This is a genomic window from Butyricimonas synergistica DSM 23225, assembly GCF_000379665.1.
GTDB lineage: Bacteria > Bacteroidota > Bacteroidia > Bacteroidales > Marinifilaceae > Butyricimonas > Butyricimonas synergistica.
Genome location: NZ_KB903359.1, coordinates 1,646,180 through 1,670,875 on the forward strand (window position 1 = coordinate 1,646,180; position 24,696 = coordinate 1,670,875).

24 protein-coding genes, 1 tRNA gene and 1 pseudogene are annotated in these 24,696 nt (G+C 44.8%); 12 read left to right on the top strand and 14 right to left on the bottom strand.

All coding sequences use genetic code 11. From position 1 onward, the window contains the following. Positions 1 to 4: 4 nt before the first annotated feature. From A3CY_RS21940 to A3CY_RS0107175, 5 genes are all read right to left on the bottom strand, one after another. Positions 5 to 1,165 carry a FecR domain-containing protein gene (locus tag A3CY_RS21940; protein ID WP_018337232.1) on the bottom strand — a complete coding sequence of 387 codons (1,161 nt, stop codon included), beginning with the start codon at positions 1,163 to 1,165 and terminating at the stop codon, positions 5 to 7. 95 nt (positions 1,166 to 1,260) lie between these two features. Continuing rightward, complete coding sequence (locus A3CY_RS0107160) at positions 1,261 to 1,836, bottom strand: RNA polymerase sigma factor (protein ID WP_018337233.1); 576 nt, start codon at positions 1,834 to 1,836, stop codon at positions 1,261 to 1,263. A gap of 206 nt (positions 1,837 to 2,042) precedes the next feature. Beyond that, positions 2,043 to 2,417: a VOC family protein gene (locus tag A3CY_RS0107165; protein WP_018337234.1), complete on the bottom strand. Its 375-nt coding sequence runs from the start codon at positions 2,415 to 2,417 to the stop codon at positions 2,043 to 2,045. Positions 2,418 to 2,479: 62 nt separating this feature from the next. After that, complete coding sequence (locus A3CY_RS0107170; RefSeq protein ID WP_018337235.1) at positions 2,480 to 3,202, bottom strand: MBL fold metallo-hydrolase; 723 nt, start codon at positions 3,200 to 3,202, stop codon at positions 2,480 to 2,482. A gap of 29 nt (positions 3,203 to 3,231) precedes the next feature. Continuing rightward, entirely contained in the window at positions 3,232 to 4,512 is a 1,281-nt protein-coding gene (locus A3CY_RS0107175; RefSeq protein ID WP_018337236.1) for a uracil-xanthine permease family protein, read from the bottom strand. Between the two features lie 157 nt (positions 4,513 to 4,669). Here A3CY_RS0107175 and A3CY_RS22895 point away from each other — a divergent pair, with 157 nt between their 5' ends. The 8 genes from A3CY_RS22895 to A3CY_RS0107215 all read left to right on the top strand — a co-directional run bounded on the left by A3CY_RS22895 (position 4,670) and on the right by A3CY_RS0107215 (position 10,054). Then, on the top strand, positions 4,670 to 4,816 hold the full coding sequence (locus A3CY_RS22895; RefSeq protein ID WP_155828210.1) for a hypothetical protein: 147 nt from the start codon (positions 4,670 to 4,672) through the stop codon (positions 4,814 to 4,816). An 11-nt stretch (positions 4,817 to 4,827) separates the two neighbouring features. Next, positions 4,828 to 5,217: a hypothetical protein gene (locus A3CY_RS20445; protein ID WP_071595965.1), complete on the top strand. Its 390-nt coding sequence runs from the start codon at positions 4,828 to 4,830 to the stop codon at positions 5,215 to 5,217. A gap of 23 nt (positions 5,218 to 5,240) precedes the next feature. Next, a complete protein-coding gene (locus A3CY_RS0107190) occupies positions 5,241 to 5,783 on the top strand; it encodes an RNA polymerase sigma factor (protein WP_040371515.1) in 543 nt (180 codons plus the stop codon). A 74-nt stretch (positions 5,784 to 5,857) separates the two neighbouring features. Continuing rightward, a complete protein-coding gene (locus A3CY_RS0107195; RefSeq protein WP_018337240.1) occupies positions 5,858 to 6,751 on the top strand; it encodes a DUF4261 domain-containing protein in 894 nt (297 codons plus the stop codon). Positions 6,752 to 6,808: 57 nt separating this feature from the next. Beyond that, positions 6,809 to 7,444 (top strand): flavodoxin family protein, encoded by a 636-nt coding sequence (locus A3CY_RS0107200; protein ID WP_018337241.1) that lies wholly within the window; start codon positions 6,809 to 6,811, stop codon positions 7,442 to 7,444. A gap of 113 nt (positions 7,445 to 7,557) precedes the next feature. Beyond that, positions 7,558 to 8,292, top strand: coding sequence for a class I SAM-dependent methyltransferase (locus A3CY_RS0107205; protein ID WP_018337242.1), 735 nt, complete (start codon positions 7,558 to 7,560; stop codon positions 8,290 to 8,292). A gap of 26 nt (positions 8,293 to 8,318) precedes the next feature. Continuing rightward, positions 8,319 to 9,053: a hypothetical protein gene (locus A3CY_RS0107210; RefSeq protein ID WP_018337243.1), complete on the top strand. Its 735-nt coding sequence runs from the start codon at positions 8,319 to 8,321 to the stop codon at positions 9,051 to 9,053. A 74-nt stretch (positions 9,054 to 9,127) separates the two neighbouring features. Beyond that, positions 9,128 to 10,054, top strand: coding sequence for a DUF1848 domain-containing protein (locus A3CY_RS0107215; protein ID WP_018337244.1), 927 nt, complete (start codon positions 9,128 to 9,130; stop codon positions 10,052 to 10,054). Positions 10,055 to 10,063: 9 nt separating this feature from the next. Here the strand turns inward: A3CY_RS0107215 and A3CY_RS0107220 are convergent, their stop codons facing one another. Continuing rightward, the gene (locus tag A3CY_RS0107220; RefSeq protein WP_018337245.1) at positions 10,064 to 10,948 is read right to left on the bottom strand and encodes a carbohydrate kinase family protein; all 885 of its coding nucleotides are present in this window, start codon (positions 10,946 to 10,948) and stop codon (positions 10,064 to 10,066) included. Between the two features lie 137 nt (positions 10,949 to 11,085). On the opposite strand from A3CY_RS0107220, the gene A3CY_RS0107225 reads away from it, so the two are divergent. Next, positions 11,086 to 11,979: an RluA family pseudouridine synthase gene (locus A3CY_RS0107225; RefSeq protein ID WP_040371293.1), complete on the top strand. Its 894-nt coding sequence runs from the start codon at positions 11,086 to 11,088 to the stop codon at positions 11,977 to 11,979. A gap of 86 nt (positions 11,980 to 12,065) precedes the next feature. Here the strand turns inward: A3CY_RS0107225 and A3CY_RS0107230 are convergent, their stop codons facing one another. Beyond that, complete coding sequence (locus A3CY_RS0107230) at positions 12,066 to 14,075, bottom strand: urocanate hydratase (RefSeq protein WP_018337247.1); 2,010 nt, start codon at positions 14,073 to 14,075, stop codon at positions 12,066 to 12,068. Positions 14,076 to 14,321: 246 nt separating this feature from the next. Here A3CY_RS0107230 and A3CY_RS0107235 point away from each other — a divergent pair, with 246 nt between their 5' ends. Then, positions 14,322 to 15,323 (top strand): Smr/MutS family protein, encoded by a 1,002-nt coding sequence (locus A3CY_RS0107235; RefSeq protein WP_018337248.1) that lies wholly within the window; start codon positions 14,322 to 14,324, stop codon positions 15,321 to 15,323. Positions 15,324 to 15,417: 94 nt separating this feature from the next. Here A3CY_RS0107235 and trxB read toward each other — a convergent pair whose 3' ends face one another. After that, complete coding sequence (gene trxB / locus A3CY_RS0107240; RefSeq protein WP_018337249.1) at positions 15,418 to 16,377, bottom strand: thioredoxin-disulfide reductase; 960 nt, start codon at positions 16,375 to 16,377, stop codon at positions 15,418 to 15,420. A 209-nt stretch (positions 16,378 to 16,586) separates the two neighbouring features. Between trxB and A3CY_RS0107250 the strand changes: the two genes are divergently transcribed. Continuing rightward, positions 16,587 to 16,660: transfer RNA gene (locus A3CY_RS0107250), tRNA-Pro, on the top strand. A gap of 475 nt (positions 16,661 to 17,135) precedes the next feature. On the opposite strand, the gene A3CY_RS0107255 is transcribed toward A3CY_RS0107250, so the two are convergent. The 3 genes and pseudogenes from A3CY_RS0107255 to A3CY_RS0107275 form a co-directional block, all read right to left on the bottom strand. Continuing rightward, entirely contained in the window at positions 17,136 to 17,807 is a 672-nt protein-coding gene (locus A3CY_RS0107255; protein WP_018337251.1) for a hypothetical protein, read from the bottom strand. 1,035 nt (positions 17,808 to 18,842) lie between these two features. Beyond that, positions 18,843 to 19,280, bottom strand: a pseudogene (locus A3CY_RS20450) (BRO-N domain-containing protein); the annotation flags it as partial. Between the two features lie 390 nt (positions 19,281 to 19,670). After that, entirely contained in the window at positions 19,671 to 19,889 is a 219-nt protein-coding gene (locus A3CY_RS0107275) for a hypothetical protein (RefSeq protein WP_018337256.1), read from the bottom strand. A 414-nt stretch (positions 19,890 to 20,303) separates the two neighbouring features. Between A3CY_RS0107275 and A3CY_RS20455 the strand changes: the two genes are divergently transcribed. Then, the gene (locus tag A3CY_RS20455) at positions 20,304 to 20,879 is read left to right on the top strand and encodes an RNA polymerase sigma factor (RefSeq protein WP_018337257.1); all 576 of its coding nucleotides are present in this window, start codon (positions 20,304 to 20,306) and stop codon (positions 20,877 to 20,879) included. 57 nt (positions 20,880 to 20,936) lie between these two features. On the opposite strand, the gene A3CY_RS0107285 is transcribed toward A3CY_RS20455, so the two are convergent. The 3 genes from A3CY_RS0107285 to A3CY_RS0107295 are packed head-to-tail and all read right to left on the bottom strand — an operon-like array spanning position 20,937 to position 24,671. Next, positions 20,937 to 22,505 carry a PKD-like family lipoprotein gene (locus A3CY_RS0107285; RefSeq protein WP_169503578.1) on the bottom strand — a complete coding sequence of 523 codons (1,569 nt, stop codon included), beginning with the start codon at positions 22,503 to 22,505 and terminating at the stop codon, positions 20,937 to 20,939. A gap of 25 nt (positions 22,506 to 22,530) precedes the next feature. Further along, positions 22,531 to 23,199: a DUF4843 domain-containing protein gene (locus A3CY_RS0107290; RefSeq protein WP_018337259.1), complete on the bottom strand. Its 669-nt coding sequence runs from the start codon at positions 23,197 to 23,199 to the stop codon at positions 22,531 to 22,533. Between the two features lie 20 nt (positions 23,200 to 23,219). Continuing rightward, positions 23,220 to 24,671: a RagB/SusD family nutrient uptake outer membrane protein gene (locus A3CY_RS0107295; protein ID WP_018337260.1), complete on the bottom strand. Its 1,452-nt coding sequence runs from the start codon at positions 24,669 to 24,671 to the stop codon at positions 23,220 to 23,222. Between the last annotated feature and the right edge of the window lie 25 nt (positions 24,672 to 24,696).

Sequence of the window (24,696 nt, forward strand, 5' to 3'; positions counted from 1 at the left end):
ATTTTTATTTTCTAGATATTATAATATTTTCTCCTTTCACACTAAACCGCACAAAACTTGTAGCCTCGATCATCTCGATCAAATCACTCAACGGACGGAATTTCAACATTGCCCCGGAAAAACGAATCTCTTTTAAGTCATCATCCTCAAAAGATATTTTCACGTCATACCAGCGGGAAACCTGCCGGGCAATATTTTCCAGACGGGAATTATCAAAACTGAATTTCCCGTTCACCCAAGACGTAACATACGACACATCGACATCCTGCACCTCAATTCCCCCCCCTGTGGTCAACGCCTGTTGTCCCGGTTCCAATACTACCGACTCACCTCCACGGGCATCCACTCGCACCGATCCGTTCACGAGCGTTGTTGCGACACCACGATCTTCCTCGTAAGCCGAAACATTGAACTCCGTACCCAACACACGCACATCAACACGTTCCGTTGCCACGTAAAAGGGTCTTGACGAATCTTTTTTCACCTTAAAATAAGCCTCTCCGACCAATCGCACCCTTCTCTCTCCCGCGGCAAAACGTTCCGGTATTTCCAGCGTAGAAGCGGAATTCAACCAAACAATCGACCCATCTTCCAACACCATTCGATACTCCCCTCCATTCGGGATCACCAATTTATGTACCCGTTGCTCCTGTCCTTCACTAACATCCCGTCCCTCGTAACGCAACACCCGGTTGGAATCCACCCGTACCATCGCCCCCCCGTCCCCGGTCAGCAAAGTATCTTTCATCGTTTCATCGATTGCCACCTGTACCCCGTTCGCCCACACGATATATGCCTGTTCCTTCCCGGGCACTGCCACTTTCGCGAAAACACGATGTCCCTCCTCTTCCTTTTTCCCATCATTCCACAACAAGTACCCGCCCACGCTCACGAGTAAAATACCGACGGCAACATAACGCATCCACTCCACGACAAACCGAACCCGCCGTTTTTTATGCTTTTTAACCGACTGCAAACGTCCTTTCACGTCCGGGTGAAACTCTTCCCGCAACACGGTCAATCGCTGCCGCACCGCTTCAAATTCCCGCAGGACTCGCCCGTGAGCCTCCGACTCTGCCAACCACCCGGCTAATTCCTTCTCCTCCGCGTCAGAAAGCTCCCCGTCAATTTTTTTGACCAATAATTCTTCTATTCTCTCGTTCATAAAATGACTCGTTAAGTTCCATTTTTCGAGAGAGGACGCAAAAGAATAAAAAAAGGGTGAAAAGAAAACAGAATATTTTTCAAAAAAATAGGCAACTACCCGTTAAAAACCTCTCCCACATAAAAATAATAGAATAAAACAGAAATCTCTCCCGACGTAAATTTCTTTCTCAACTCCCGATAAGCGATCTTCATTTGCGTTTTGACCGTGTTGACAGAGATTCCCAGTTTCTCTGCCGCCTCTGCGTACTTCATATCTTCCAGTACTACCAATTTCAAAACAACACGGCACTGCTCCGGCAAACTTTCCACGGCATCCCACACATACTTCCAATCCTCCGTCAAAATTTCTTCCGTTTCCATCCCCGACAACGTCTCCAATCCCACGTGAGGTCTTTGCTGGCGTGCATAACTGACACAACCGTTTCGCACCGCCACGTAGAGATAACTATCCAATGAAATATTGCTGTTAATCTTCAAGTTATTCTCCCATATCCTGACAAAAACATCCTGTACAATATCCTCCGCCACATCATATGATCCCACGAAAGCCCGTGCAAAACGGCACAAGTCCTCGTAACGGGTTGTAAACAGGTAATCAAAAGCCGGTTCATACCCCTTTTTCAAATCCTGTACTAACTGATTTATATCATATTCAACTCTCTCCGTCATACTAGCAATCTAAATTCCACATCACAAATTTAAAGAAATATATCAATCATCTGCCATTCTCACATATTTAATATTTTCTACCCCGCTTTCTTTTCGGGAAATCACATACACGATTTTCCCCTAAAAAAAACAGATACTTTAAAATGATCCGAAAACAATAAAATCCACCATATGACGGGAGAAATGCCCCTCGTGTACCAAACGGATTATTTCGGCAATATCTCAATCCAATAACCGTCGGGATCATTTATAAAATAAAGTCCCATATCGGTATTCTCGTAGCACACGCAGTCCATTTGCTTGTGGTAAGCCCGCACCTCGTCATAATCACCTTCCACGCGCATACACAGGTGGAACTCGCCTTCTCCCAAATCATAAGGCTCTTTCCTATCTCTCAACCAAGTTAATTCCAGCAGGAATCCGGTATGCCCGTCCCCCATGTACACGAGGATAAAAGAACCGTCTTTGGCTTCCTTCCGGCGAACTTCCTTCAGTCCCAAAGCCTGCTCGTAAAAGCGAATACTCCTATCGAGATCAAGAACATTAAAATTGAAATGATCAAAATGACTTTTAATTTCCATACATATCTATAATTTAAAATTTCACGCAATCACAAAATTGGCAATCATAAATCACCCAATCCTTAAATCATAAAGCCTTCTCCTTTATAATTCAATTCCACGAAACGGACACCCCGGCTTTCAGCGTATTCCCGGAAAGCATTTGCCTTATCGTACGCATCGTCAAAATGCATCGGGACAAACCTGTCCACGCGGAATTTATCAACAAACTGCTTTGCTCCCAACATATAATCCTCCCCCAAACGGGGATCGACAGGGAGCATTACCAAATCCATACGATCCGTTCTCCGGGCTAATGCATCCAACTCATCAAAATAAGCCCGCTCCGCCTCTCGCACTTCCTCCTCGGTCGATTCCTCCTTCCAATGCCAATTATTCAAATCACCGGCATGAAAAATAGTCTTTCCGTCCCACCGCAACAAAAATGATACTCCCGCATCCGTGGAACCAAAAGCTTCGACTTCCAACACGCCGTCCGTCCACACGTTCCCCTTATCCAAGTAACAAGCATCCAACAACCCGGCTTTCCCGTTCTCAAGAATATCTTTCGAAAACAAATATTGAATATCGGAACGCATCTCCTTCCACGTCAGCACTTCCGGGTTAAAGTGATCCGCATGGACATGGGATGCCAAAACGTACAACTTCCCAGGGCGACTCAACAACTCCCCATGCACGACACCCGTCAACGGGCGGTCTGCCGAATCCTTATAATAATCGATAATCACGGTACCCCCCTCGTCCAAAAGAGCAAAACCGCTATGATAGATATAAATTCCTTTCATACACTTTCCTTTCTTTTCCGGTGTATACGCTATCCTTGTTGTCCGGGTTTTCTTTTTCTAAAAATCAAGTGTTCCAAAATCAACACCGTAACCACCCCCATCACGAAACCGTTTCCCACGATCGGGCGGAACAAAGAAGGTATCGAATCCAGCACCCCGGAAGGAGCGAAAGACAACAACAACGCTACCATCAAGGGCAACCCGACCACGACGCCGCTGTCAAAATCAGTGATCGCCTTCTCCCGAACCAGCATCTGCATCCCCGCCGCCAACTGCGTAGCCATCAAATAAAGCAATATCGCCCCCATCACCACACCCGGCAACGTGACCAACACGCCCACGACGGCTGGGAAAAAGGCACATAAAATCAAACCCAACCCCGCCGGAATTAAAGTATAGCGAGAAGCACATCCCGTGGCGGCAATCACACCCGGGCTCATGGAATAATCCACGGGACCGATGACACCGAACCACCCGGATAATACATTCGTGATCCCCACGACTCCCACGCCTCGGGTCGTACGGCTATCCAAATGATCGGCTTGCAACATATATCCCACGGCTTGAATCGAACCCAACTCGTTCACAATCAACGCCACGTAACAAAACAAGAAAGCGAGAATCGTACCGGGTTCAAAATCCAACGAGAAATTGAACAAAGCCCCCTTGACGACTTCATCCCCACCCGCGGACGCCAACACGGGAAAACCATACACCAGGTAGTACACCAACGCACCACCCGCAATCCCCCACAGAACCGTGGTCGATTTCCATATCCCCCTCAGAAACTTATTCCCAATCACCAGAGCCAACACCATCAACAGCGTGAAAAACAAATTAAACAACGCGTGATCCGTGTTCCCCAGCACCAGATTGAGAATCACCGGGGTCAGTGTGAAAGCAATCAGTATCAGAATCACCGTAACGATACGGGGTGTAAAAATAAACTGCAACTTCCCCAGCCAACCGCTGTACGCCAACACGACCAGCACCAATCCCCCGACCATAATACCCGTGTATATCGCGGGAATCCCAGCCGAAACGGTAGAAAGAATCCCGATCAACAACACAGATGCCGGACCGATCACCAAAGGCAACCGATGCCCCAGCAAAACCTGCACCACCATTGCTACCCCCATCACCCCGAACAACTTCTGCAAATAAAACGTCTGCTCCGCCACTTCCGTGTAATGCAGCTTCGACACGATAATTCCCATAATCACCACGCAAGGCAGGGAAACCACCCACCACTGCAACCCGTACATCAACATCGGCAACAGTCCCGGTTTATCATTCAATCCGTATTTCATCTCGTTCAATATTTACAACTGTAAAAATAGTACATTACAAGGTGATTTACGACATTTATAAAAAAAAGATGACCCTATTTTAAAATATTCTTCCCTCTCATTCGTCTACAACAATAGAAAGGATTGCAATCCGACAATAACTATAAAAACAAGTAATATGAAATACAACTCTAAAATAATAATCCGGGAAGCCAGGGCGTTGGCACCCTTCGTCGTTACTATCGGCGTCATCGCCCTACTTTATTTATCCATCCACGTCTTACAAGACTTCACGAAAATATATTACATTTATACAACTTATTAAGATTAAATACCATGAAAAATAAAAGACACAGACGAGGCTTACACGTGCTATTCATGCTTTTTGCCCTTGCCGCCATTTCGGCGATTATCATGCTGTTATGGAATTGGCTGATTCCCTCCATCATCGGCTGGTCGGCTATCAATTACTGGCAAGCCCTCGGACTCTTCATCCTGGGCAGACTATTCTTCGGGGGATTCGGTCACCGCGGTTTCGGTCATCACGGCTTCGGCTTCCCGCACGGGGGGCATGAACACCCGCACCTTTTCCGGGAAAAATTCAAGAATATGTCACCGGAAGAACGCAAGGATTTCATCCGTCAACGTTTCGAGGAACACCAGGAATTATTCAATGACCGCTTTTTCGGCAAAAAAGAACAAACCGACGGGCAAGAACAAGTTTGAACAGATATATACCCTTTTCCGAAATGGACGTATCGACAATCTTCAAGAAATACCAGTCGCAACTAAAAGGTTTCATAGCCAAACGGGTCGCCGGCAAAGAAGACCGGGAAGACATCTTGCAGGACGTGTTCTACAAACTCCTTCAAGCTGACCCCGTGGCTCACCCAATCGAGCAGGTTTCGTCGTGGCTATACTCCGTCACCCGCAACCTGATCATCGACAGGAGCCGCAAACACAAGGAACAAAAGCTGACTACCCCGTCCGGGGAATACGAAGAACACTTACTATTAAAAGAGGTATCCGAATATCTGTTCAATTCGGATACCTCTCCCGAGAAAGAATACACCCGCACCCTCGTGTGGGAGGAACTGGACAAGGCTTTGGCGGAACTCCCCGAGGAACAACGCACCGTATTCGAACTAACCGAATTACAAGGCTTCTCTTTTAAAGAAATCTCCGAAGCGACCGGAATCCCGGTCAACACCCTCATATCCAGAAAAAGATACGCCGTACTCTACCTGCGGGACAACCTGTACGAACTATACAAAGAGTTGTTGAACGACTAAAGCGGCAAAAGCTATGAATCTTCAGTAAAAAAATGTATGTTTGTCAAACAAGTATTGACAAACATTCACGATATATGAGTACGGCAGAAAACAAGAACGAGGTGTTCAAACAAGATTTAGATACAAAAGGAGAATTTCAGCGCATATTCCAAATCCATCTGTTATTCAAGGAAAGAGGAACCCGTCCGCAAGGCAAAGTAATACAAGAAACTTTAAATGCCCGCTTCGGGAAAACAGACATCGTGGCAGACGTGAAAGATTCATTGTCGACTTTTGCCGTGTGGAAATTTCTTGTAGAATACAAGGACGACCAGAAAGTACCCGCGCAAGTACTCATGTCCGACTTCGAAAATTTTGACGCAAACGCTATCGACCAGATGCAACGCAGCCAATTATGGGATTGCCCGAACAACGAAGAAATACTGGCAACCTGCAAATACAAACTCATGCTTTCCGACTTCCTCGCCTCGGGGCTGGAATATAAAGAACGCTGCGAACTATTGACAGGCTGGCTGGAAACAACACTGGAACTATTCCCGGATTGTATCGCCGTGTGGGTTCCTTCAAGCGGCAAACTACTCACCCGGGAACAAGTACTGGATAACCCGTGGAACGAAGAGTGCCGGTTTCTCCATTTCGGAATAAATGTCCGGTTCTTCAACATTCAGGGAACAAACGATATGCTGGTCGACTCGCTCGGCTTGTATGCCATCGGTCTTCCCGACGTTCAATACCACTTCCATGAACTTGACCCCAATGCCGTGGTTGACCACGCCTATAACGTAGCCGCTTACATCTTTACCCAAGACGACCCGATCCAAGACGACGAAACGATAGCCGGACTCAACGGGCAAAAAATGGATGCAGAAATCCGATGGAAATGTCAACACGAATCGGCATTAATCCAACCCGAACGGGAAGTCATGGATATATGCCCGGGCGAATATGCCTCGGGAGGCAGGGAATAACCCAACATTTACCGGGAACACACGTAAAAAGACACACGAACAACAAAACTCGAACAAATGAAAGTAATCGCGATTAACGGGAGTCCGCACCCGCAAGGCAACACGTTTCAAGCCCTGAAAGTCATCGGGGAGGAACTAAAGAAAGAAAATATCGAATTTGAAATACTTCAAGTCGGAAGTCAAAAAATACACGGTTGCATGGGATGCAATATGTGCTTCAAGAATCACAACGAACGGTGCGTCATCACCGCGGATACCCTCAACGATCTGTTACAAAAAATAAAAGATGTCGACGGGCTCATTCTCGGTTCTCCCGTTCATTATTCGGGTATCGCCGGAACCATGAAATGCTTCCTCGACCGGGCTTTCTATGTTTCCGGGGCAAATGGTAACTGGTTTCGCCACAAAGTAGGGGCGGCTGTGGTGGCAGTCCGTCGTTCGGGCGGTTCCGCCACCCTCGACGGCTTGAACCATTACCTCACGTACTCCGAAATGCTCATGCCCACCTCCAACTACTGGAACATCATCCACGGGCTGAAAGCCGGAGAGGTCATTCAGGACAACGAGGGACTCCAAATCATGCGAACTCTCGGCAAAAACATGGCTTGGTTGCTGAAAATGAGAGAACAGACCAAAGATACCCTCACCCCACCCGAGGGCGAGAGCAAAATCATGACGAACTTCATCCGGTAAAAATATCTCCCTCGAACCTCCCCTTACACAAGAAAGAGAAACCGCCTGGTAATCACCTCTCCCCCCCGTGTAAGAGCGAGCCGGAGGGGATTGTTCAGATATAAACCACTCCCATGAAAGAAAACAAATACGACGACGAGAAATTCTTCAACCAATACAGCCAAATGTCCCGTTCCGAGGACGGACTTAAAGGCGCAGGCGAATGGCACGTTCTGCAAAAAATGCTTCCCGACTTCAAAGGCAAACGGGTACTCGACCTCGGGTGCGGCTTCGGATGGCATTGCCAATACGCCATCGAGCAGGGTGCAGCATACGCCCTGGGAATCGACATCTCCAAAAAAATGCTGGAAGAAGCCAGGAAACGCAACAACTCGCCGCAAATCGAATATCGATGCATGGCTATCGAAGATTTTGACTACACTCCCGAAAGCTACGACGTGGTAATCAGTTCCCTTACCTTCCATTACCTGGAATCTTTTCCGGATATTTGCGCGAAAGTAAAACGTTGCCTCACCCCCGGCGGCACATTCGTGTTCTCGGTAGAACACCCCGTCTTCACGGCTTACGGCAGCCAGGACTGGTATCACGACAAACAAGGCAACATCCTCCACTGGCCAGTAGACCGGTATTTCACGGAAGGGAAACGGGAAGCCATCTTCCTCGGCGAAAAAATAACGAAATACCACAAAACCCTTACCACCTACGTGAACGGGCTCATCCAAAACGGCTTCGAGATCACGGGACTTATCGAACCCGAACCCGACATGGCACTCCTCGACACCATTCCGGGGATGCGTGACGAACTACGCCGCCCCATGATGCTGCTCGTGTCCGCCGTCAAAAAATAATAACACAACCCCATTACCATACAATTATGAAAAAAAACAAAATCACAATTTGCCTGCTCGCAGTCATATTATTCTATTCTTGCAGTATTCAAAAAGATATACTAGAACTTGCGCAAAAAAAGTCATTGAAATTTCAATCCTTCCCGGAAGACTATTGTAGCTTATTCCCGAGTTCAGATATACACCTGTGGGATCAAGACTACAACAAATTCAGGAAGTACCTGACTCCGAAAATCATGAAAACCCAATTAGGCTTAAACTTAACTGATGAAAACGGGTACAAAAGTTGGTCTTGCCGTCCTTCTGCCAGTCCTCATGTACAACTAGATACAGCCACATTCATTTATGACAACCAAAAATTACAAGGAAACTGGAGAATCATCACCAATCGTCAAATCCAATTCATTGACTCCGCTGTATATGCAGATCAAAAAATTTACAGAACAACAACAACCCTTGACAATAACACCCAAGATGACGTTATAGCCTCGATAGATGAACAGAAATTCAAATTATACTTCAAACCAGCTAATAAGCCGAACTACAAAGCCGCGGTCAATAAAAACTACTCGATCGAGAGTAAAAGATATCTTTTGATTCACGGTCTGTCAAAAACCACCGCGGGAGTATCCCTCGTCGGCATGGATTCCTCGGGTAACCTAATCATCAATAACTACGGTGTACACGAGCGACAAATACGAGGTATATACATTGTTTATGAAACAGTCATGAATCAAATGATATTCAAAAAAATGGAATAACACAATATAAAAACATTTTCACACAATCCGAACAAAATCATTGCCAATCCACCAGAATAGTATAACTCTACAACATGATCATCAGTGCCAGCAGAAGAACGGATATTCCCTCTTTTTACTCGGAATGGTTTGTCAACCGGGTAAAGGAAGGGTACGTACTCGTCCCCAATCCGTTCAACCCGAAACAACTCGGTAAAGTGCGGCTGACCCCGGACGTGGTCGATTGCATCGTCTTCTGGACGAAAAATCCAGCCCCGATGCTCCACAAGCTGGAAGCCTTAAAAGATTTCAAATATTACTTCCAATTCACGTTAAACCCTTACGGGAAAGAAATTGAAGGCAACCTCCCGTCACTCGAACAACGGATAGACACCTTCAAACGCCTCGCCGACAAGATCGGGAAAGAAAAAGTAATCTGGCGGTACGATCCCATATTAACGAATTCCCAATATGACACGGCATTCCACAAGGAAGCCTTCGCCTCCATTGCCACCCGTCTGAAAGACCACACGGAAAAATGCATGATCGGCTTCATCGACCATTACACGCACGTCCGTAATGCTATCGGACAACAAGGCATAAACCCTTTATCCTCGAAAGAAATCCGGGAAATGGCGACCTCTTTCATACAAACCGTTCCCCGTTCCATACATCTCGACACGTGCACGGTAAAAGTCGACCTCCGGGACATGGGTATCCCAGCCGGAATGTGTATTGACAAGGGACTCATCGAAAGAATCATAGGTAGCCCCATCACCACAAGGAAAGACAAAAACCAACGGGACATCTGCCGCTGTATCGAGAGCATCGATATCGGCACCTACGACACCTGTCGGAACGGTTGCATCTACTGCTACGCCAACACGGGCAAGACAAAACTATCCCGCAACACGCTACTGCATGACAGCAACTCGCCCAAACTCATCGGGTTCGTGCAGGACGACGAGGTGATAAAAGAGCGGGAAATGAAAAGCCTACGGAGCAACCCGACCCTATTCTAGATGCAAAACTTACAAACGCCCTTTCAACTCGGGCGATAATTCCGGCATTGCCCCCTGACACGTGCAAACATAAGCGGACACCTCCACCGCCAGACGGTGAGCCTCCCCGAGCGAGCGTCCTTTCAGCAGGGAAGCACAAAAAGCAGCCGTGAAGGAATCACCCGCCCCGACCGTATCCACCACCTCCACCCGCGGGGTCGGCACAAAGGACTCGAATTCTCCCGAAAACACGTAACTTCCGCAAGCACCTGCGGTCAGAATCAATATTTTCAAATCATAATCATCCAGCAACTTCCGACACCTTTCCTTCAAATCCAGACCGGAACACCCGAACATCTGCCCGATCACCACCAACTCTTCATCATTCAATTTCAACACATTACTCCGGGAAAGAGATCGACGCAACACATTCCCAGTGTAAAAATTCTGCCGAAGATTGACATCAAACACCCGATATGTCCCCTCACCCTCCGGCATCGCATCCAAAAAACGGTCTATCGTGGCTCGGGACACTTCTCTCCGTTGTGCCAAAGAACCGAAACACACGCAACGGGTGCGACATGCCAAAGCCTTCAATCCCGGGGTAAACGGTATGTTATCCCACGCCACATCATTCATAAACTCGTAACAAGGTACACCCCGCTCATCCAACGACACTTGTACCCTTCCCGTCGGGTAGGGCACCCGTGCGATATTGTAACGCAGATGTTTACTGTCAAAATTAGACAATATCTCATTCCCCCATTCATCATTCCCTATCGCACTGACCACTCGGCTATCAAAACCGAATTGCGACACGTGATACGCGAAATTAGCGGGAGCCCCCCCGATCTTTTTCCTTTCCGGGAAAACATCCCAAAGAACTTCACCCAATCCGACAATAACATCATCCATACCGTTTATTTTAATCATCGAACATACTCTTTATTCAACACATAAATATACGGCAAAATTAAACACACCGACACAAAAAAATACCATTCCTTTCACTACCTTTGCAACTTTAACAGACTGCAAAAAAACAATTAATCATGAAATCCCATACCTCGACTCCACGAAGCAGAAGCTTCGAGATCAAAGAAGATTGCACACTGATGCCTTTTCTATTACAAGCCATGCAGGACAAAAGCAGGAACTCAGTGAAATCCCTGTTGGCACATAAACTGGTGCAAGTAAACAATCGACTGACCACACAATTCGATACCCCGCTGAAACCAGGGGATACTGTCACCGTCGGCATGAACAAAAGCGCAGCTCCTTTTCACCATTCCATGCTAAACATCGTGTACGAGGACAACGATCTGATCGTCGTCGAAAAAGCAAGCGGTCTGCTTTCCATGGGAACAGAACGGGATAAAACGAAAACAGCCTACCATATTCTGAACGACTACGTGAAAAGCAAAAACCCTCGAAACCACGTGCTCATCCTGCATCGCCTGGACAAAGAAACATCGGGCATCATGATGTTTGCCAAAAACTTGAAAACACAGGAAATACTACAAAAGAACTGGAACGAGATGATCCTGGAACGAAAATACGTGGCAATCCTCGAGGGATGCCCGCGAGAAGAACGGGGACAAGTAAAATCGTATATCACCGAAAATAAGGCTTTCGTCGTTCATTCCGCCCGTGATGGAAAATTAGCCATCACGAACTACACAGTACTAAAATCCAACCGCCAATACTCGCTTGTCGAGCTGAACCTGGAAACCGGGCGCAAGAACCAAATCAGGGTGCATATGCAGGAATTAGGCAATCCGGTTGCCGGGGATAAGAAATACGGGGCGACGAAAGACCCAATACGCCGTTTAGCCCTGCACGCATTCAAACTTCATTTCACCCATCCCATCACCGGAAAAGAGATGAAATTTGAAACGCCCATCCCTTCCAAATTCACATCTTTATTCAAACAACCGAAAAAATAACATCCGTCGCAGAACTTTGCCATGACAGAGAATCAAAAAAGAAAGGGGTTGCACGAACAACCCCTTATCCATAAATATCATTTCATTTAAAATAAAGTATCGATCAGCTTGTCATCTGCCAAGTTTGGAAGCGTCACCTTCAAATTAGGGTTTACCTCCATGGCACGCTTGATAGCGAAAATAGCACCTTCATTACGAGCCCAGCTACGACGGGAAATTCCGTTATTCACGTCCCAGAACAGCATACTCTTCAAACGTCTGTCGCTATCGGCAGAGCCATCCAGCATCATCCCGAAACCTCCGTTAATCACTTCGCCCCAGCCTACACCACCACCATTGTGGATGGATACCCAGGTCGCCCCGCGGAACGAATCGCCGATCACGTTTTGGATAGCCATATCGGCTGTAAATCGGGATCCGTCATATATATTGGAAGTTTCACGGTAAGGAGAATCCGTACCGGACACATCGTGATGGTCACGTCCCAAGATCACGGGAGCAGAAATCTCTCCGGCAGCAATAGCCTTGTTGAAAGCCTCGGCAATCTTGATACGTCCCTCGGCATCAGCGTACAGGATACGCGCTTGAGAACCGACAACCAGATGATTTTCCATAGCCGCCTTGATCCAACGGATGTTATCGTCCATTTGCTGTTGTATCTCTTTCGGGGAGTGAGTCTTGATCTCTTCCAACACCCGGGCGGCAATCTCGTCGGTCTTTGCCAAATCTTTCGGGTCACCGCTGGAACATACCCAACGGAACGGTCCGAACCCGTAGTCGAAACACATCGGACCCATGATGTCCTGCACGTAAGACGGATATTTGAAGCCCCCCTCCGGTTTCATGATATCTGCCCCGGCACGGGAAGACTCTAACAAGAAAGCATTCCCGTAATCGAAGAAATAGGTATCGAAACGAGCCACGCACTTGTTGATAGCAGCCACGTGGCGACGCAAAGACTCTTGTACTTTTTGTTTGAACAATTCCGGTTCTTCCGCCATCATGCGGTTAGCTTCCTCGAAGCTGACGCCCACGGGATAATATCCACCAGCCCACGGGTTGTGCAATGAAGTCTGGTCAGACCCCAACTCGACGGGGATATCCCCTTCCGCAAAACGTTCCCAAACATCTACAATATTCCCCTGGAAAGCGATAGAAACCACTTCTTTCTTCTCCCGAGCCACTTTCACACGCTCTACCAATTTATCTAGATCGTCGATCACCTCGTCCACCCAACCTTGAGAATGACGGGTATGTGTCGCTTTCGGGTTAACCTCGGCCGTGATACTGACACACCCGGCAATATTCGCAGCTTTCGGTTGTGCCCCGGACATACCGCCCAACCCGGCAGTGATAAACAATTTACCCGCTAACCCTTCGCCATGCTTGGAAATCTTACGACCGGCATTCAACACCGTGATCGTCGTCCCATGCACGATACCTTGCGGTCCGATATACATGAACGACCCGGCTGTCATCTGCCCGTACTGGGAAACACCCAACGCGTTGAAACGCTCCCAATCATCCGGCTTGGAATAATTCGGGATCACCATACCGTTCGTCACCACCACCCGGGGAGCATCCTTGTGCGAGGGGAACAATCCCATCGGGTGACCGGAATACAAGACCAGCGTCTGCTCGTCCGTCATCTCCGACAAGTACTTCATCGCCAAGCGATACTGCGCCCAGTTCTGGAACACGGCACCGTTTCCCCCGTAAGTAATCAACTCGTGGGGATGTTGCGCCACGGCATAATCCAGGTTATTATTCATCATCAACATGATCCCCGCAGCTTGCAAACTCTTGTGCGGGTAATCATTAATATTGTGAGCAAACATCTTGTAATCGGGACGGAAACGATACATATAAATACGCCCGTATTTTTCCAACTCTTCGGCAAACTCCGGAGCCAACACGGCATGATGCTTCGGGTCAAAATACCGCAGTGCATTACGAATTGCTAACTTTTTCTCCTCTTTCGTGAGAATATCTTTCCGCTTGGGAGCATGGTTTATCTCCGGCTCGTACGGTTTGGGAGCCGGTAACTCCGCCGGGATACCTTCCCGGATGGATTGTTGAAATTCTTGTAATGTCATTATAATATATTTTACTATCTATTATTATTTCAATCATCGCACGGCAAATCGATTTCGCTCGATCACCTTTCGGTTTGCACCTCTCATCTTTTAACTTGCCTATCAGCTCGCTAAATTAATACATTCCAACGATTCTTTTCACCTATTGGGGCATTTTTTTACGATATAACTTGAAATCATTCATCCCGATACCTCGTAATACAGAGATAAAACACTACTTTTGTACAGTAAAAACAAAGGAGTATTATGAACGTAAGAATAGGAGATATCGTCCGGTTTATATCCGAGAAACTGGAAGGAAAAGTAACAGGAATCATAGACGATAAAACGGTAAACGTGTATTGCGACGAATACGGTTTCGAGATTCCGGCTTCAGTAAACGACCTCGTGGTAATCCACTCGGATTCCGCCCCGGCGAAGACTGTCAAAGAATCGCCCGCGGCACAACAGAAAAACGTAGAGATGCAATCAGCCGACACGCTTTACATCGCATTCGTGCCTGAGAAATTCAATGACCTCACGGATAGCCGTTTCGACCTTTACCTCGTGAACGATACCACGCAGACAAGCCTGTACGCTATCTCTTTTTATGACGGGGAGAAATATACCGGAATCACAGCCGGCAATAGCAACCCGGACACCACGTACCTGATCGGCAATTACTCGCTAAAAGAGTTAGATGGCATCAAAGCCATACACGTGCAATCCGTCTTCTACCAGAAAGGTGTTCACCCGTTGAGAAATGCCGTCGACACGCAAATCAAGATCGTACCTGCCAACCTGTGCAAAACCGGTGCTTACAAGCACACTCGTTGGTTCAACGCTATCACGCTACTTCGCCCGCTCGACAAGGAGAACATCGTCAAAGAAGAAAGCCTGGAAATCATCCCGGAACAATTCTTGCAACAGGCATCTCCCAAAGCGGATGATAAACAACACGAACGCCCCCAGAAGCAAATGGTTGGCAACATCCTGGAAGTAGACCTCCATATCAGCCAATTACTGGAGACAACAACCGGAATGGATAACAAAGATATGCTGGAGTACCAAATGGACGTTTTCCGCAAAACCCTGGAAGAATACAAACTACGCCGGGGCATGAAAATCGTGTTCATACACGGTAAAGGCGACGGCGTGTTAAGACAGCGCCTGCTTTGGGAACTGCAAACAAAATACAAGAGATACAACCATCAAGACGCTTCATTCAAGCAATACGGCTACGGAGCCACGATGGTCACTATAAAATAACTAGATATATAAAAAAAGCTGTTTAAAGATCACTTCAAACAGCTTTCCTATTTTATTTCAAGACTATACTTTTAAAAGCCTTGTTGAAACATATTCACGAGTTCAACTCACCCAGGTAACGCTCCACATCAATAGCAGCACGGCAACCGGTTCCGGCAGCAGCAATACCTTGACGATACGTCGGGTCCATCACGTCCCCCGCGGCAAACACCCCTGGAACATTTGTCTTACAAGACTTACCCTCGGTAATTATATATCCTTGCTCGTCCAACTCAATATATTTCTTGAACACGTCCGTGTTCGGGGTATGACCGATAGCCAAGAAGAAGCCGTCAATCTTGATTTCTTTGGTAACCTCTTCCGGAGTACCTTTCTTGTACACGAGGCGAGCACCTTCCACACCCATGTCAGAGCCTAATAATTCCAACGTGTTGTGCTCGAATAACACCTCGATGTTCTTCGTGTTAAACACGCGTTCCTGCATAGCCTTGGAAGCTCTCAAGTAATTTTTACGCACGATCAGGTAAACTTTACGGCACAATCCGGCAAGATAAGTAGCCTCCTCGCAAGCGGTATCACCACCACCAACCACGGCAACATCTTTTCCGCGATAGAAAAATCCGTCGCAAGTAGCACAAGCACTTACCCCTGCCCCACGGAACGCCTCTTCTGACGGCAATCCCAAATATTTGGCTGTAGCACCAGTAGCAATAATAACAGCATCGGCCTCGATTACTTTCTCCCCATCAACGGTTACTTTATGAGGATGCCCAGAGAAATCCACCTCCGAAACAATACCGAAACGAATATCCGTACCGAAACGTTCAGCTTGTTTTCTCATATCTTCCATCATCACCGGACCGGTAACTCCTTCCGGATACCCCGGGAAGTTCTCTACCTCTGTCGTGGTTGTCAACTGCCCTCCCATTTGTATCCCCGTGTAAAGTACCGGGTTCAAATTAGCTCTTGAAGCATATATCGCGGCAGTGTATCCAGCAGGTCCTGAACCTATAATCAAACACTTCACTCTTTCTATTGCATTTTCTGTAGACATAAACTATTCCTTTTTTTAATTTACAATTATCTATTCCACGTAATGAATCGCAAAGTTACCAAAAATAAATTACACCTCCAATCTTTTCCCCTTCCACTCTTTTTACTCTTCTCAAATCCCTGAAAACCTATGCCATAAGCGATATTTACATTTTTTTTAGCACCAATTGGTATCATTACAAAAATTCTTACTATATTTGCATCCGAATTCGGGATGTAGCTCAGCCCGGTAGAGTCCACGTCTGGGGGGCGTGTTGTCGCAGGTTCAAATCCTGTCATCCCGACTACTGAGTATCAGTTAATTAGAGAGGTTTAAACAACCTCTCTTTTTTATTGCGATTAAGGTTTTATTAAGGTTTTCGGGTAACTTAATACGAACGAATACCAACCACCACGCAAAATCTTTTTGGTATTTATTAGGATCATCACCCGGCTTTATTCAATTTATGGGTTACCGATGACAATTTTTATTGTACCCGTGCCATACACTATCCACGTTTTATTACCCCGCCATATTTTCTTTCTACCACGACACGCACAACCAACCTTCCACTCACCCGTTTTTACTCTCTAATAACCTCGCATTGCCAATAACAATTGTAGCTGGCTATTATTCCAGCTACAATATTATTTTGTCTATTAGACCCGTAAAACAGGCTTTGTCGTTATAAGGCAAATTTATAAAATAGGAAAACGTTATCCGTATTAGTACTTTATTGTTTTTCTTCCCTTAAGATAAGTTTCAATTATAAATAACAATCATATTTTATCTTTGGGATTCAAAGACTGTTTGTCTCTACCAAAATAGGCATATCCCCGTCCAACCCACAAAGCATCCCAGCGTACCGGATAAATATTAACCAAGTCTTTCTCCAAACCATACCCTTTAATATTCAAGTATTCACTCATACATTGGGTTTGTTCTGTTCTAATTTTTGTATCAATATTATGACGGAAAATACAAACAACCATATCTGATTTAAAAGCCCGACGCCAATTGGAATATGCATTTAGCCTATACCACATATTTTCTAGTTTGTCTATTTTTAGCATTACTATTCTTAATCCATATAATATAGAAGTATAGCTTTTTGATGTAGCTTTACTGCTATCCTTAAACACATTTGTTCTACCCTTATCATAGCGATAAGGCACTGTAACCGAATCCCAAAGTGTATCAACTTTAACACTTATCCAAATATTTCCACGGTTGGTCGCAAGAACAACTAAAGAATCCCCCAAAAAACCGATCTCTTCTATGTTGACAGGTTCAAACATGGGAAAGTTTGGACACGATATCATTGCAGACAGTTCAGACATCGCTATTCCATTTTTAGCTGTTGATTCATTAACAACCAAACTACCATCTGATTGTGCATACAATCCTATAGACATCATAATAAATAATACAGATAACAATTTCTTTTTCATGATAAAACATTTTATATCCTAGCCCCAACAGGATTTTATACAAAAAGAAAGCGTGGGACTGTTAGGATTATCTGTTTTAGAGGTTCTGGACAAACCCATCACACGAGATAAAACGACACCCCACGCGAACCATGTATATAATGAATATATATACGGCAAGCATGAACGTTTGTATCGCCAATCCCCGTGTGATTCGAAATTGTCCAGATTTCTAAAAACGGGATAAAGCTAAACGCTTCCTAATAACCAATATGTCACCGACAAATTACTTTATCAGCACGACAAATATAGTTAATTTTCAACGTTTCACAAACGTTTTTAGGGGTGTCGTGGAACAAATTTATATAAAACTTGACACTCAACAAGATTTTAGGCAAAATACTCCGATGAGGTCTTCAAATTATTTACTTCCTCTTTTGCCAGCCACACCGTTATCACCATACCCCCTGTAACAAAACCGCTCACAACAAACTATATACCACACACTTGAAACACTTCCATTCCTTTATTACACTAGCAATATGACGCACATTACCCGCCTCATCACCCACATTGTACCATTCATAGACTTGTACCCCCACCATTCTTTCTTTTTAGACACCTACTACAAAAGTATCCATCTCCTTTATTTCCTTGTTATTATAATTCCTCTTTTAGACTTTATTAGACAAGCATTTTATTCGGGAATGACAACACCATGATAATACCTGTTAATCCCTGTATCGCTCTATTTCACACCTTGATTACCCATAGCGTTAATGTCATCAAAGCTTAACACAACATTATTAGAAATATTTATGTAAAGATCATACAAATAGAATTAGCCGATAATTTATACAAATAGTCCCTTATGAATGATAGCACCCCCAAATAAATCACACGTTTTTAATCACGATCATTCATTATAAACACACGCCAAACTATCCCACGGAACCCACTTTCAAGCATAAAAATAGGAAGCCGCCCAAACTCCCTTTTTACACTTGTATTTCCTTTATTACCATTATCCATTTATCCCATCATCTTTTACATTTTCCAATTGTCAGAGTATCCTAGGCGTTTGTAGTCTATCATTGCCTGTTCGATCGACAATTCCGGGTCTTGCATCTGATCTAACCGCTCCTTAGCCACCTGTGCCATCCACAATTTAAACGGTTCTGCTTTAGGAGAGGGGATTGATTGTATCAACCGGAACAATTGCCCGGTATCAGCGACATCCGTCAGGCGCATCTTACCGTCCGGTGCAGGCATTTTCAAAGCGTTACAATTTGTAACGGTTTCATTTCCCTCGTCTAACAACCTCTTTTTTAACACTCGCCAATAAGTTGTTGGATTTTTACTGTCTGTCAACACAGCCACCACGTCCACGATAGAGAAATACCATTCTTCCTTGTCACGGTCCCACACTGTACGGACTTTCTTTTCCTCGAAAACCTTTATTGTGTTTTGTTTACCATAACCCGTCTTTTTTATCTACCACAAATATATCTATTAGGAATGACTTATCCTAAACTTCCAGGCTCTCGTTTTAGACGATCTTAGCCACCCAATCACGCTACCGAATCTTTACTCGCTTTCAATATTATACTAGCCGTACCGCTCTATTTGACGACTGTTTTTATATAATTCAACCTAACAATAACTGAAAGGGGTAAAACGAACGTGCCAGCGTTTCACTTTTACATTTTTCAATCATTGCCAGGTTGAGTCCTCAAACAAGTCGTTGTAGGGATTCATTCTGCACTTCAATACGACAAACAATAAACAATTGATATTAATATTTTTAACAAAAATATTCAATTATCTCCCTGCAATATACTTATGTATTATTTTAATTCATTGATATTATTTACACTTTCAATATCACTGGATGTCACACTTCCCCTCGTTATAGTTTTCATACACACAACTAACCAAGTAAAACCATGAACGTCCTTTTTTCCAAAAACTCGTGAGCCAAACAGCTTTTTCAACACGTTCACGCACCCTATTCTCCTCCAATTCTAACCAGGCATTGTCTGAATATCCTATTCGTTTATAGCCTATCATTGCCTGTTCATTCGACAATTCTGAGCCTTGCATTTGATCTAACCTCTCTTTGGTGTTATAGGGTCAATAAAGTCCGTATTTCTACCCAAATCACATGTAAATTCAGTATCAATAGTGTATGACTCCAGTATGACTTCCGTATATAAAACTTTAAATAGACTATATAAATCCTATACGAACGCTATTATAAATAGCGTTCGTATAGGGTTCATATAGGGTTCCTATAGCGTTCATGACGGAATTCGTACGGAATTCATACGGAATTTACCCATGATTTATACTTGACTCGAGTATATCTTCTCACTGAATGCCACGTGATAATTTCCCCCCGCACGTGAATCAGGCAACTCCAACTCTACAACACTTTTTAGCTCAAAGATATACGAAATTCAAGTTAGATATTTTATATTTGCAATCTATTATTCTTTGGATTAGAAAATTGTACACATGGATGAGAAGGAACTTTTGAAAATGCTTTCATCAAACCGAAATGAAGCATACGAGTATTTGTATAATAATTATTATACTCCTCTCGTATTGTTCGCAGATCATTATGTTTCTAATCAAGAGGTTGCCCACGATCTGGTTCAGGAAACTTTTATCGCCCTGCTAGATGTAAAAACAAAATTTGAAAACCTGTTGCACCTGAAGTCCTACCTGTACAATTCCCTCCGGAACAAATGCCTGAACCACCTGCGCCACGAGAAGATAAGACAGGAGTTTCTACAAGAAGCACTCTATCAGAGTGACGAGTTTTTCGAACAAAAAGCAATAGAAGAGGATGTGTATTCCATTCTCGTTTCGGCGATAGAAAGGCTTTCGCCACAAAGCAAGGAAGTGATGTTATTAGCCCTTGACGGACTAAGCAACGGGGATATTGCCGAACATTTAAATCTATCTATCGAAACCGTGAAATCATACAAGAAAAGTAGCAAAAAGAAAATAGCTGATTACCTCGCAACAAGAGAATATCCCACGTTCTTACTTTTCATGACGTTACTGGAATTATATCAAAATATTTGAATGAATAAAGAGGAGCCGTCACTGACTCCCCTCGCATTCGTAAAACAAAAAACTAATCTATCTCGGCCAGGCATTACCAGACTTGATCCTAAAACGGACATCCACGACCTTACCCACATTCACCTCCGACTCGTACATCACACGTTCATCCTCTGCCGGCATATTACTATTGTTTTCCGTTGGTATATTCAGCACATAGAACTTTCCATTCTCAAGTCCAACTCCCAAACGAGAACTTGTGTATGTTTCCGCATCCAAAGCTGTAATATTGGCATCGAAATGCTTATACAGGGTCACGAATGATGACATATTCGCATTACCGATATTCGCTCGGTCAATCATATACAGGTCCGCCCCGTGAGCAATCAGCATATAGCTGTTTTCCTTATAAGGAGCCACATAAAACAAAGTATTTTCATCCAAGATATTCCCGATATCGAATTTCACTTGTTTTTCGGGAGTCGCAATCACGGTACTCGTACCTGTCATTTTTGCAATCGTGAATTCATGATAATAGTATTCTCCTGCGGGATTTCTTAGCACGGAATGATACCTATTTGTCCCGCTACTATTACTTGAAACACGACTATATCCCGTGTACACCACTTCCATATCTCCCAAATCATCTAAAGAAGAAAAACCTGCCGGGTATGTCCCACTAACCGTCAAGGGTAATACCTTCCCAGCATTACTTTTATCTTTGTCTACCAATGCCAAGTAACGCTGATGTCCTTTCTCACCTTCCACCATCAACGTATAGCCGGGTCCCATGAATGGCGCTATCACGAAATCCGTCACGTACAAATCTTCACCCTCATACTGCAAGGGGCTATCCAAGAAGGATCCCGTGAAGAACGACTTGTCCGAAAGCTTGATACGCGTGTACACTTTATGATCGCTTTTATTGACCACAGCAGACACCCATCTCATTTCCGCCATCGCAAGCGGGGCAAAGTTAGCGGGCAAATGTTCATCCAAGAAACTTTCTTTCAAGGTTATATCACGTTTGAACGAGGTAGCACCCAAATCCACCGACTCGGCTCCATCCACTAATACCCAAATATTAGAAGCGTTTGAACCATAATAGAAATGTTCCAATAACCCTACCGGTTTTCCCCCAAGTTTGGCATTATTTTCCGACTGATAAACATCGGGATACTCCTCGTAAGTGTAATTACCCGGTACAGTAGCATCATAAACCTCTTTCATATAAGTCAGACACGACTCTCCGTCTTTTTCCGCCAAAATTAACCACCCCTGGTTATTGAATTTTTCCGTCAACTCAAAATTGGTATATGCCATATAAGTAATACCGCTTTTCGTGTCCAACACACGGAAATAGCAATTTTCCTTCAAGATGGTATCCACGTAATAAGACAAGTTGCGCTCGTTGGAGAGCAATTTGTTGCCCAACTTCCACTCGAATTCCAACCCGGTTTCATTGCTATCCCGCGCAAAAGTCAGCACCGGTTCAATATTTATCGTTTGTCCTGCTACTGCCGAATACTGCGTATTGCGCAGATCTATCGTGATTTCATTTGTTTCGGAATAATCATAATTCCCTTTATCATCGTAACACGCGAAACACGCGAACAACAAAGCGAATAGCCATATTATATTTTTCATTTTCATACTCTTTTTAGCTTTCAAATTAATTCACTGGAATGATAATCTCTGCCCCGTTGTCTGTAATCCCGTTATCCTTGATATATTTCTTCAACTGAATAGCGTATTTTCGCAACACCGGTTCCTCAACGCCCGAGAAATCATTGATTCCGGTACACGCTATCAAAGCATCCAATTTTACAGGGGACCAAGGTCCGAAATAAATCCTAAAGGTGGCATCCCACCAGAGAGGCGCAGCATCTTTATCCCCGAAACGTATCGTGATGTAGCGTTTACCGACAAATCCCGGGGCAAAGTTTTCGTTCGCCGCCACGGCGATGACGAGCGTCTCTTCCGTATCCTTCAATGCCGCATTCTTTTTCAACGTTACCGATATCGTGTCCTTGTTCTGGTTCGCCCCAAAATAAGGAGCCGCATCAAAATCATATTGTTCCGGGGAAGCCGTTGTCAAGGAATCGACCACTTCCAGTTTAAAAGCCAACGGGGAAGTCAAAAGCTGCCCCATCAGATTCACTTCAAACGACAACTCATGAGCGTCCTTGCCGGGATAATTGGCAAACGAAAGGACTGTATCCTGTTCCTCGGTCATGGTGAAATAGACGTAACGCTCCAAGTCATAACGCCCGATCTGGTCCTTTTCGCACGAAGCCAAAAGAAGCGTCAAAAATATGCTGATTATAATCCACTTATTCATCTTTCTAAAATTTTATAATATTAAAGACCGATTTCATTTTGCGGTAACGGCAGCACGAAGTTCGTTTTCGAATTCGGCTTCACGTTGTACTTCTTGTAAAAATGGAAAAGCTGCCCTTCTCCCCAAAATTCTTTTTTAGCATCATTCAATATTAATTCATGCCATTCATCCATATCGGATGCACTGATACGTCCCACGGTACATCCCCGGGCGCCTCTCACGTTCTCCAATTCCTGCACAGCTTTACCGAAGTCTCCGAGGCTCGCGTAATATTCACCCCGGATGTAATACATCTCGCTCAAACGGATCACGGGAATCATACGCTTGTTTCCTTCTTTTATATCCGCACTATTATAATATTTCCGACTAAAGACGAGCTCGTACTCTTCCACGATACGCACCAGTCCTCCATCCTTGGACAAACGCCTATCCCCGGCATCCTCTTCAATCCAATCAAGCCAATCCCAATAATCTACTGCCAATTGCCCTTCACTGTCTATCGATTCGTCGTATTTCTCGACATTTTCCGTTAACTTACGCTGGGAAAGAGCAAAAATTAATTCATCGTATAACTTCGTTTTCACCGCGTATTCACTTCTCGGGGTAAACGTGAATATTTTAGCACCGGTATCATCCACGAAATCAATCACCTCGGTCGCCATTTTAGCGGCATCCTCCAAACGATCGGCATAAAAATACAAACGAGCCAATGCTGCCGTAACCGCCGTGTAATTCATCCGAAAGCCCCGGTAATTAAAAAATATATCCGTGGGACCGCCAGTACCTTCATAACGACATGAAGTAGGCAACAAATAAAGCATACCTTCCAATGTATCGGTGGTCGCCAATATGTCACGAGCATCCAATAAATCACGCTCTATCTTCTTAATCATATCCGGAACCGAAAGATATGACTCCATCAACGAAGGGAATTTATCGAAATAAGGCATATACAAATCATTACCCGCTTCTTTCAGGGACGGGGCAAAATAGCGTAATAGTTCGAAGTGCATGAATCCCCGGCAAGCAATGGCTTCCCCGTGTATCATATCTCGCTCGATTCGTTTTTCCTCGAATTTTACCGTGTCCTCCTTGCTGATATTGGCTATCAGGTTGTTGCAATTGGCTATCACGTTATATCCCGTAGACCAAATATTCTGGATCAGCGGCTCCAGGTTCATGTCATCATACAGATATTGCACCGCCCGATTATAAGGTTTGTTGGAAGCACCCAAGTTACTCCTGCTATAATATTGAGCCACGACATCGGCAAATCCCCACGTCAATTCCTGACCCCACAAGGAGGTGGAAGACATATCTTTATAAATGCCATTCAAGGCAGTCCTGTAACCGCTCCCGGAATTAAAGAGATCGCCTTCTTCCACTTCATTACTCGGTTGCACATCCAGCCAATTGCTACAAGCCCCCAGTAATAAAGGCAAAATAACGTACAATATTTTAATCTTTCTCATATTTCTAATCTTTAAACTTTTATCT

Coding starts and splice junctions, on each gene's coding strand:
- A3CY_RS0107255 (WP_018337251.1), bottom strand. CDS start 17,807: ATGAAAAAGAAATTGTTATCTGTATTATTTATTATGATGTCTATAGGA.
- A3CY_RS21940 (WP_018337232.1), bottom strand. CDS start 1,165: ATGAACGAGAGAATAGAAGAATTATTGGTCAAAAAAATTGACGGGGAG.
- A3CY_RS0107165 (WP_018337234.1), bottom strand. CDS start 2,417: ATGGAAATTAAAAGTCATTTTGATCATTTCAATTTTAATGTTCTTGAT.
- A3CY_RS0107195 (WP_018337240.1), top strand. CDS start 5,858: ATGAGTACGGCAGAAAACAAGAACGAGGTGTTCAAACAAGATTTAGAT.
- A3CY_RS0107210 (WP_018337243.1), top strand. CDS start 8,319: ATGAAAAAAAACAAAATCACAATTTGCCTGCTCGCAGTCATATTATTC.
- A3CY_RS0107235 (WP_018337248.1), top strand. CDS start 14,322: ATGAACGTAAGAATAGGAGATATCGTCCGGTTTATATCCGAGAAACTG.
- A3CY_RS20455 (WP_018337257.1), top strand. CDS start 20,304: ATGGATGAGAAGGAACTTTTGAAAATGCTTTCATCAAACCGAAATGAA.
- A3CY_RS0107295 (WP_018337260.1), bottom strand. CDS start 24,671: ATGAGAAAGATTAAAATATTGTACGTTATTTTGCCTTTATTACTGGGG.
- A3CY_RS0107205 (WP_018337242.1), top strand. CDS start 7,558: ATGAAAGAAAACAAATACGACGACGAGAAATTCTTCAACCAATACAGC.
- A3CY_RS0107170 (WP_018337235.1), bottom strand. CDS start 3,202: ATGAAAGGAATTTATATCTATCATAGCGGTTTTGCTCTTTTGGACGAG.
- A3CY_RS22895 (WP_155828210.1), top strand. CDS start 4,670: ATGAAATACAACTCTAAAATAATAATCCGGGAAGCCAGGGCGTTGGCA.
- A3CY_RS0107220 (WP_018337245.1), bottom strand. CDS start 10,948: ATGGATGATGTTATTGTCGGATTGGGTGAAGTTCTTTGGGATGTTTTC.
- A3CY_RS0107230 (WP_018337247.1), bottom strand. CDS start 14,075: ATGACATTACAAGAATTTCAACAATCCATCCGGGAAGGTATCCCGGCG.
- A3CY_RS0107190 (WP_040371515.1), top strand. CDS start 5,241: ATGGACGTATCGACAATCTTCAAGAAATACCAGTCGCAACTAAAAGGT.
- A3CY_RS0107160 (WP_018337233.1), bottom strand. CDS start 1,836: ATGACGGAGAGAGTTGAATATGATATAAATCAGTTAGTACAGGATTTG.
- A3CY_RS0107285 (WP_169503578.1), bottom strand. CDS start 22,505: ATGAAAAATATAATATGGCTATTCGCTTTGTTGTTCGCGTGTTTCGCG.
- A3CY_RS0107290 (WP_018337259.1), bottom strand. CDS start 23,199: ATGAATAAGTGGATTATAATCAGCATATTTTTGACGCTTCTTTTGGCT.
- A3CY_RS0107175 (WP_018337236.1), bottom strand. CDS start 4,512: ATGAAATACGGATTGAATGATAAACCGGGACTGTTGCCGATGTTGATG.
- A3CY_RS20445 (WP_071595965.1), top strand. CDS start 4,828: ATGAAAAATAAAAGACACAGACGAGGCTTACACGTGCTATTCATGCTT.
- A3CY_RS0107275 (WP_018337256.1), bottom strand. CDS start 19,889: ATGCAAGGCTCAGAATTGTCGAATGAACAGGCAATGATAGGCTATAAA.
- A3CY_RS0107225 (WP_040371293.1), top strand. CDS start 11,086: ATGAAATCCCATACCTCGACTCCACGAAGCAGAAGCTTCGAGATCAAA.
- A3CY_RS0107200 (WP_018337241.1), top strand. CDS start 6,809: ATGAAAGTAATCGCGATTAACGGGAGTCCGCACCCGCAAGGCAACACG.
- trxB (WP_018337249.1), bottom strand. CDS start 16,377: ATGTCTACAGAAAATGCAATAGAAAGAGTGAAGTGTTTGATTATAGGT.
- A3CY_RS0107215 (WP_018337244.1), top strand. CDS start 9,128: ATGATCATCAGTGCCAGCAGAAGAACGGATATTCCCTCTTTTTACTCG.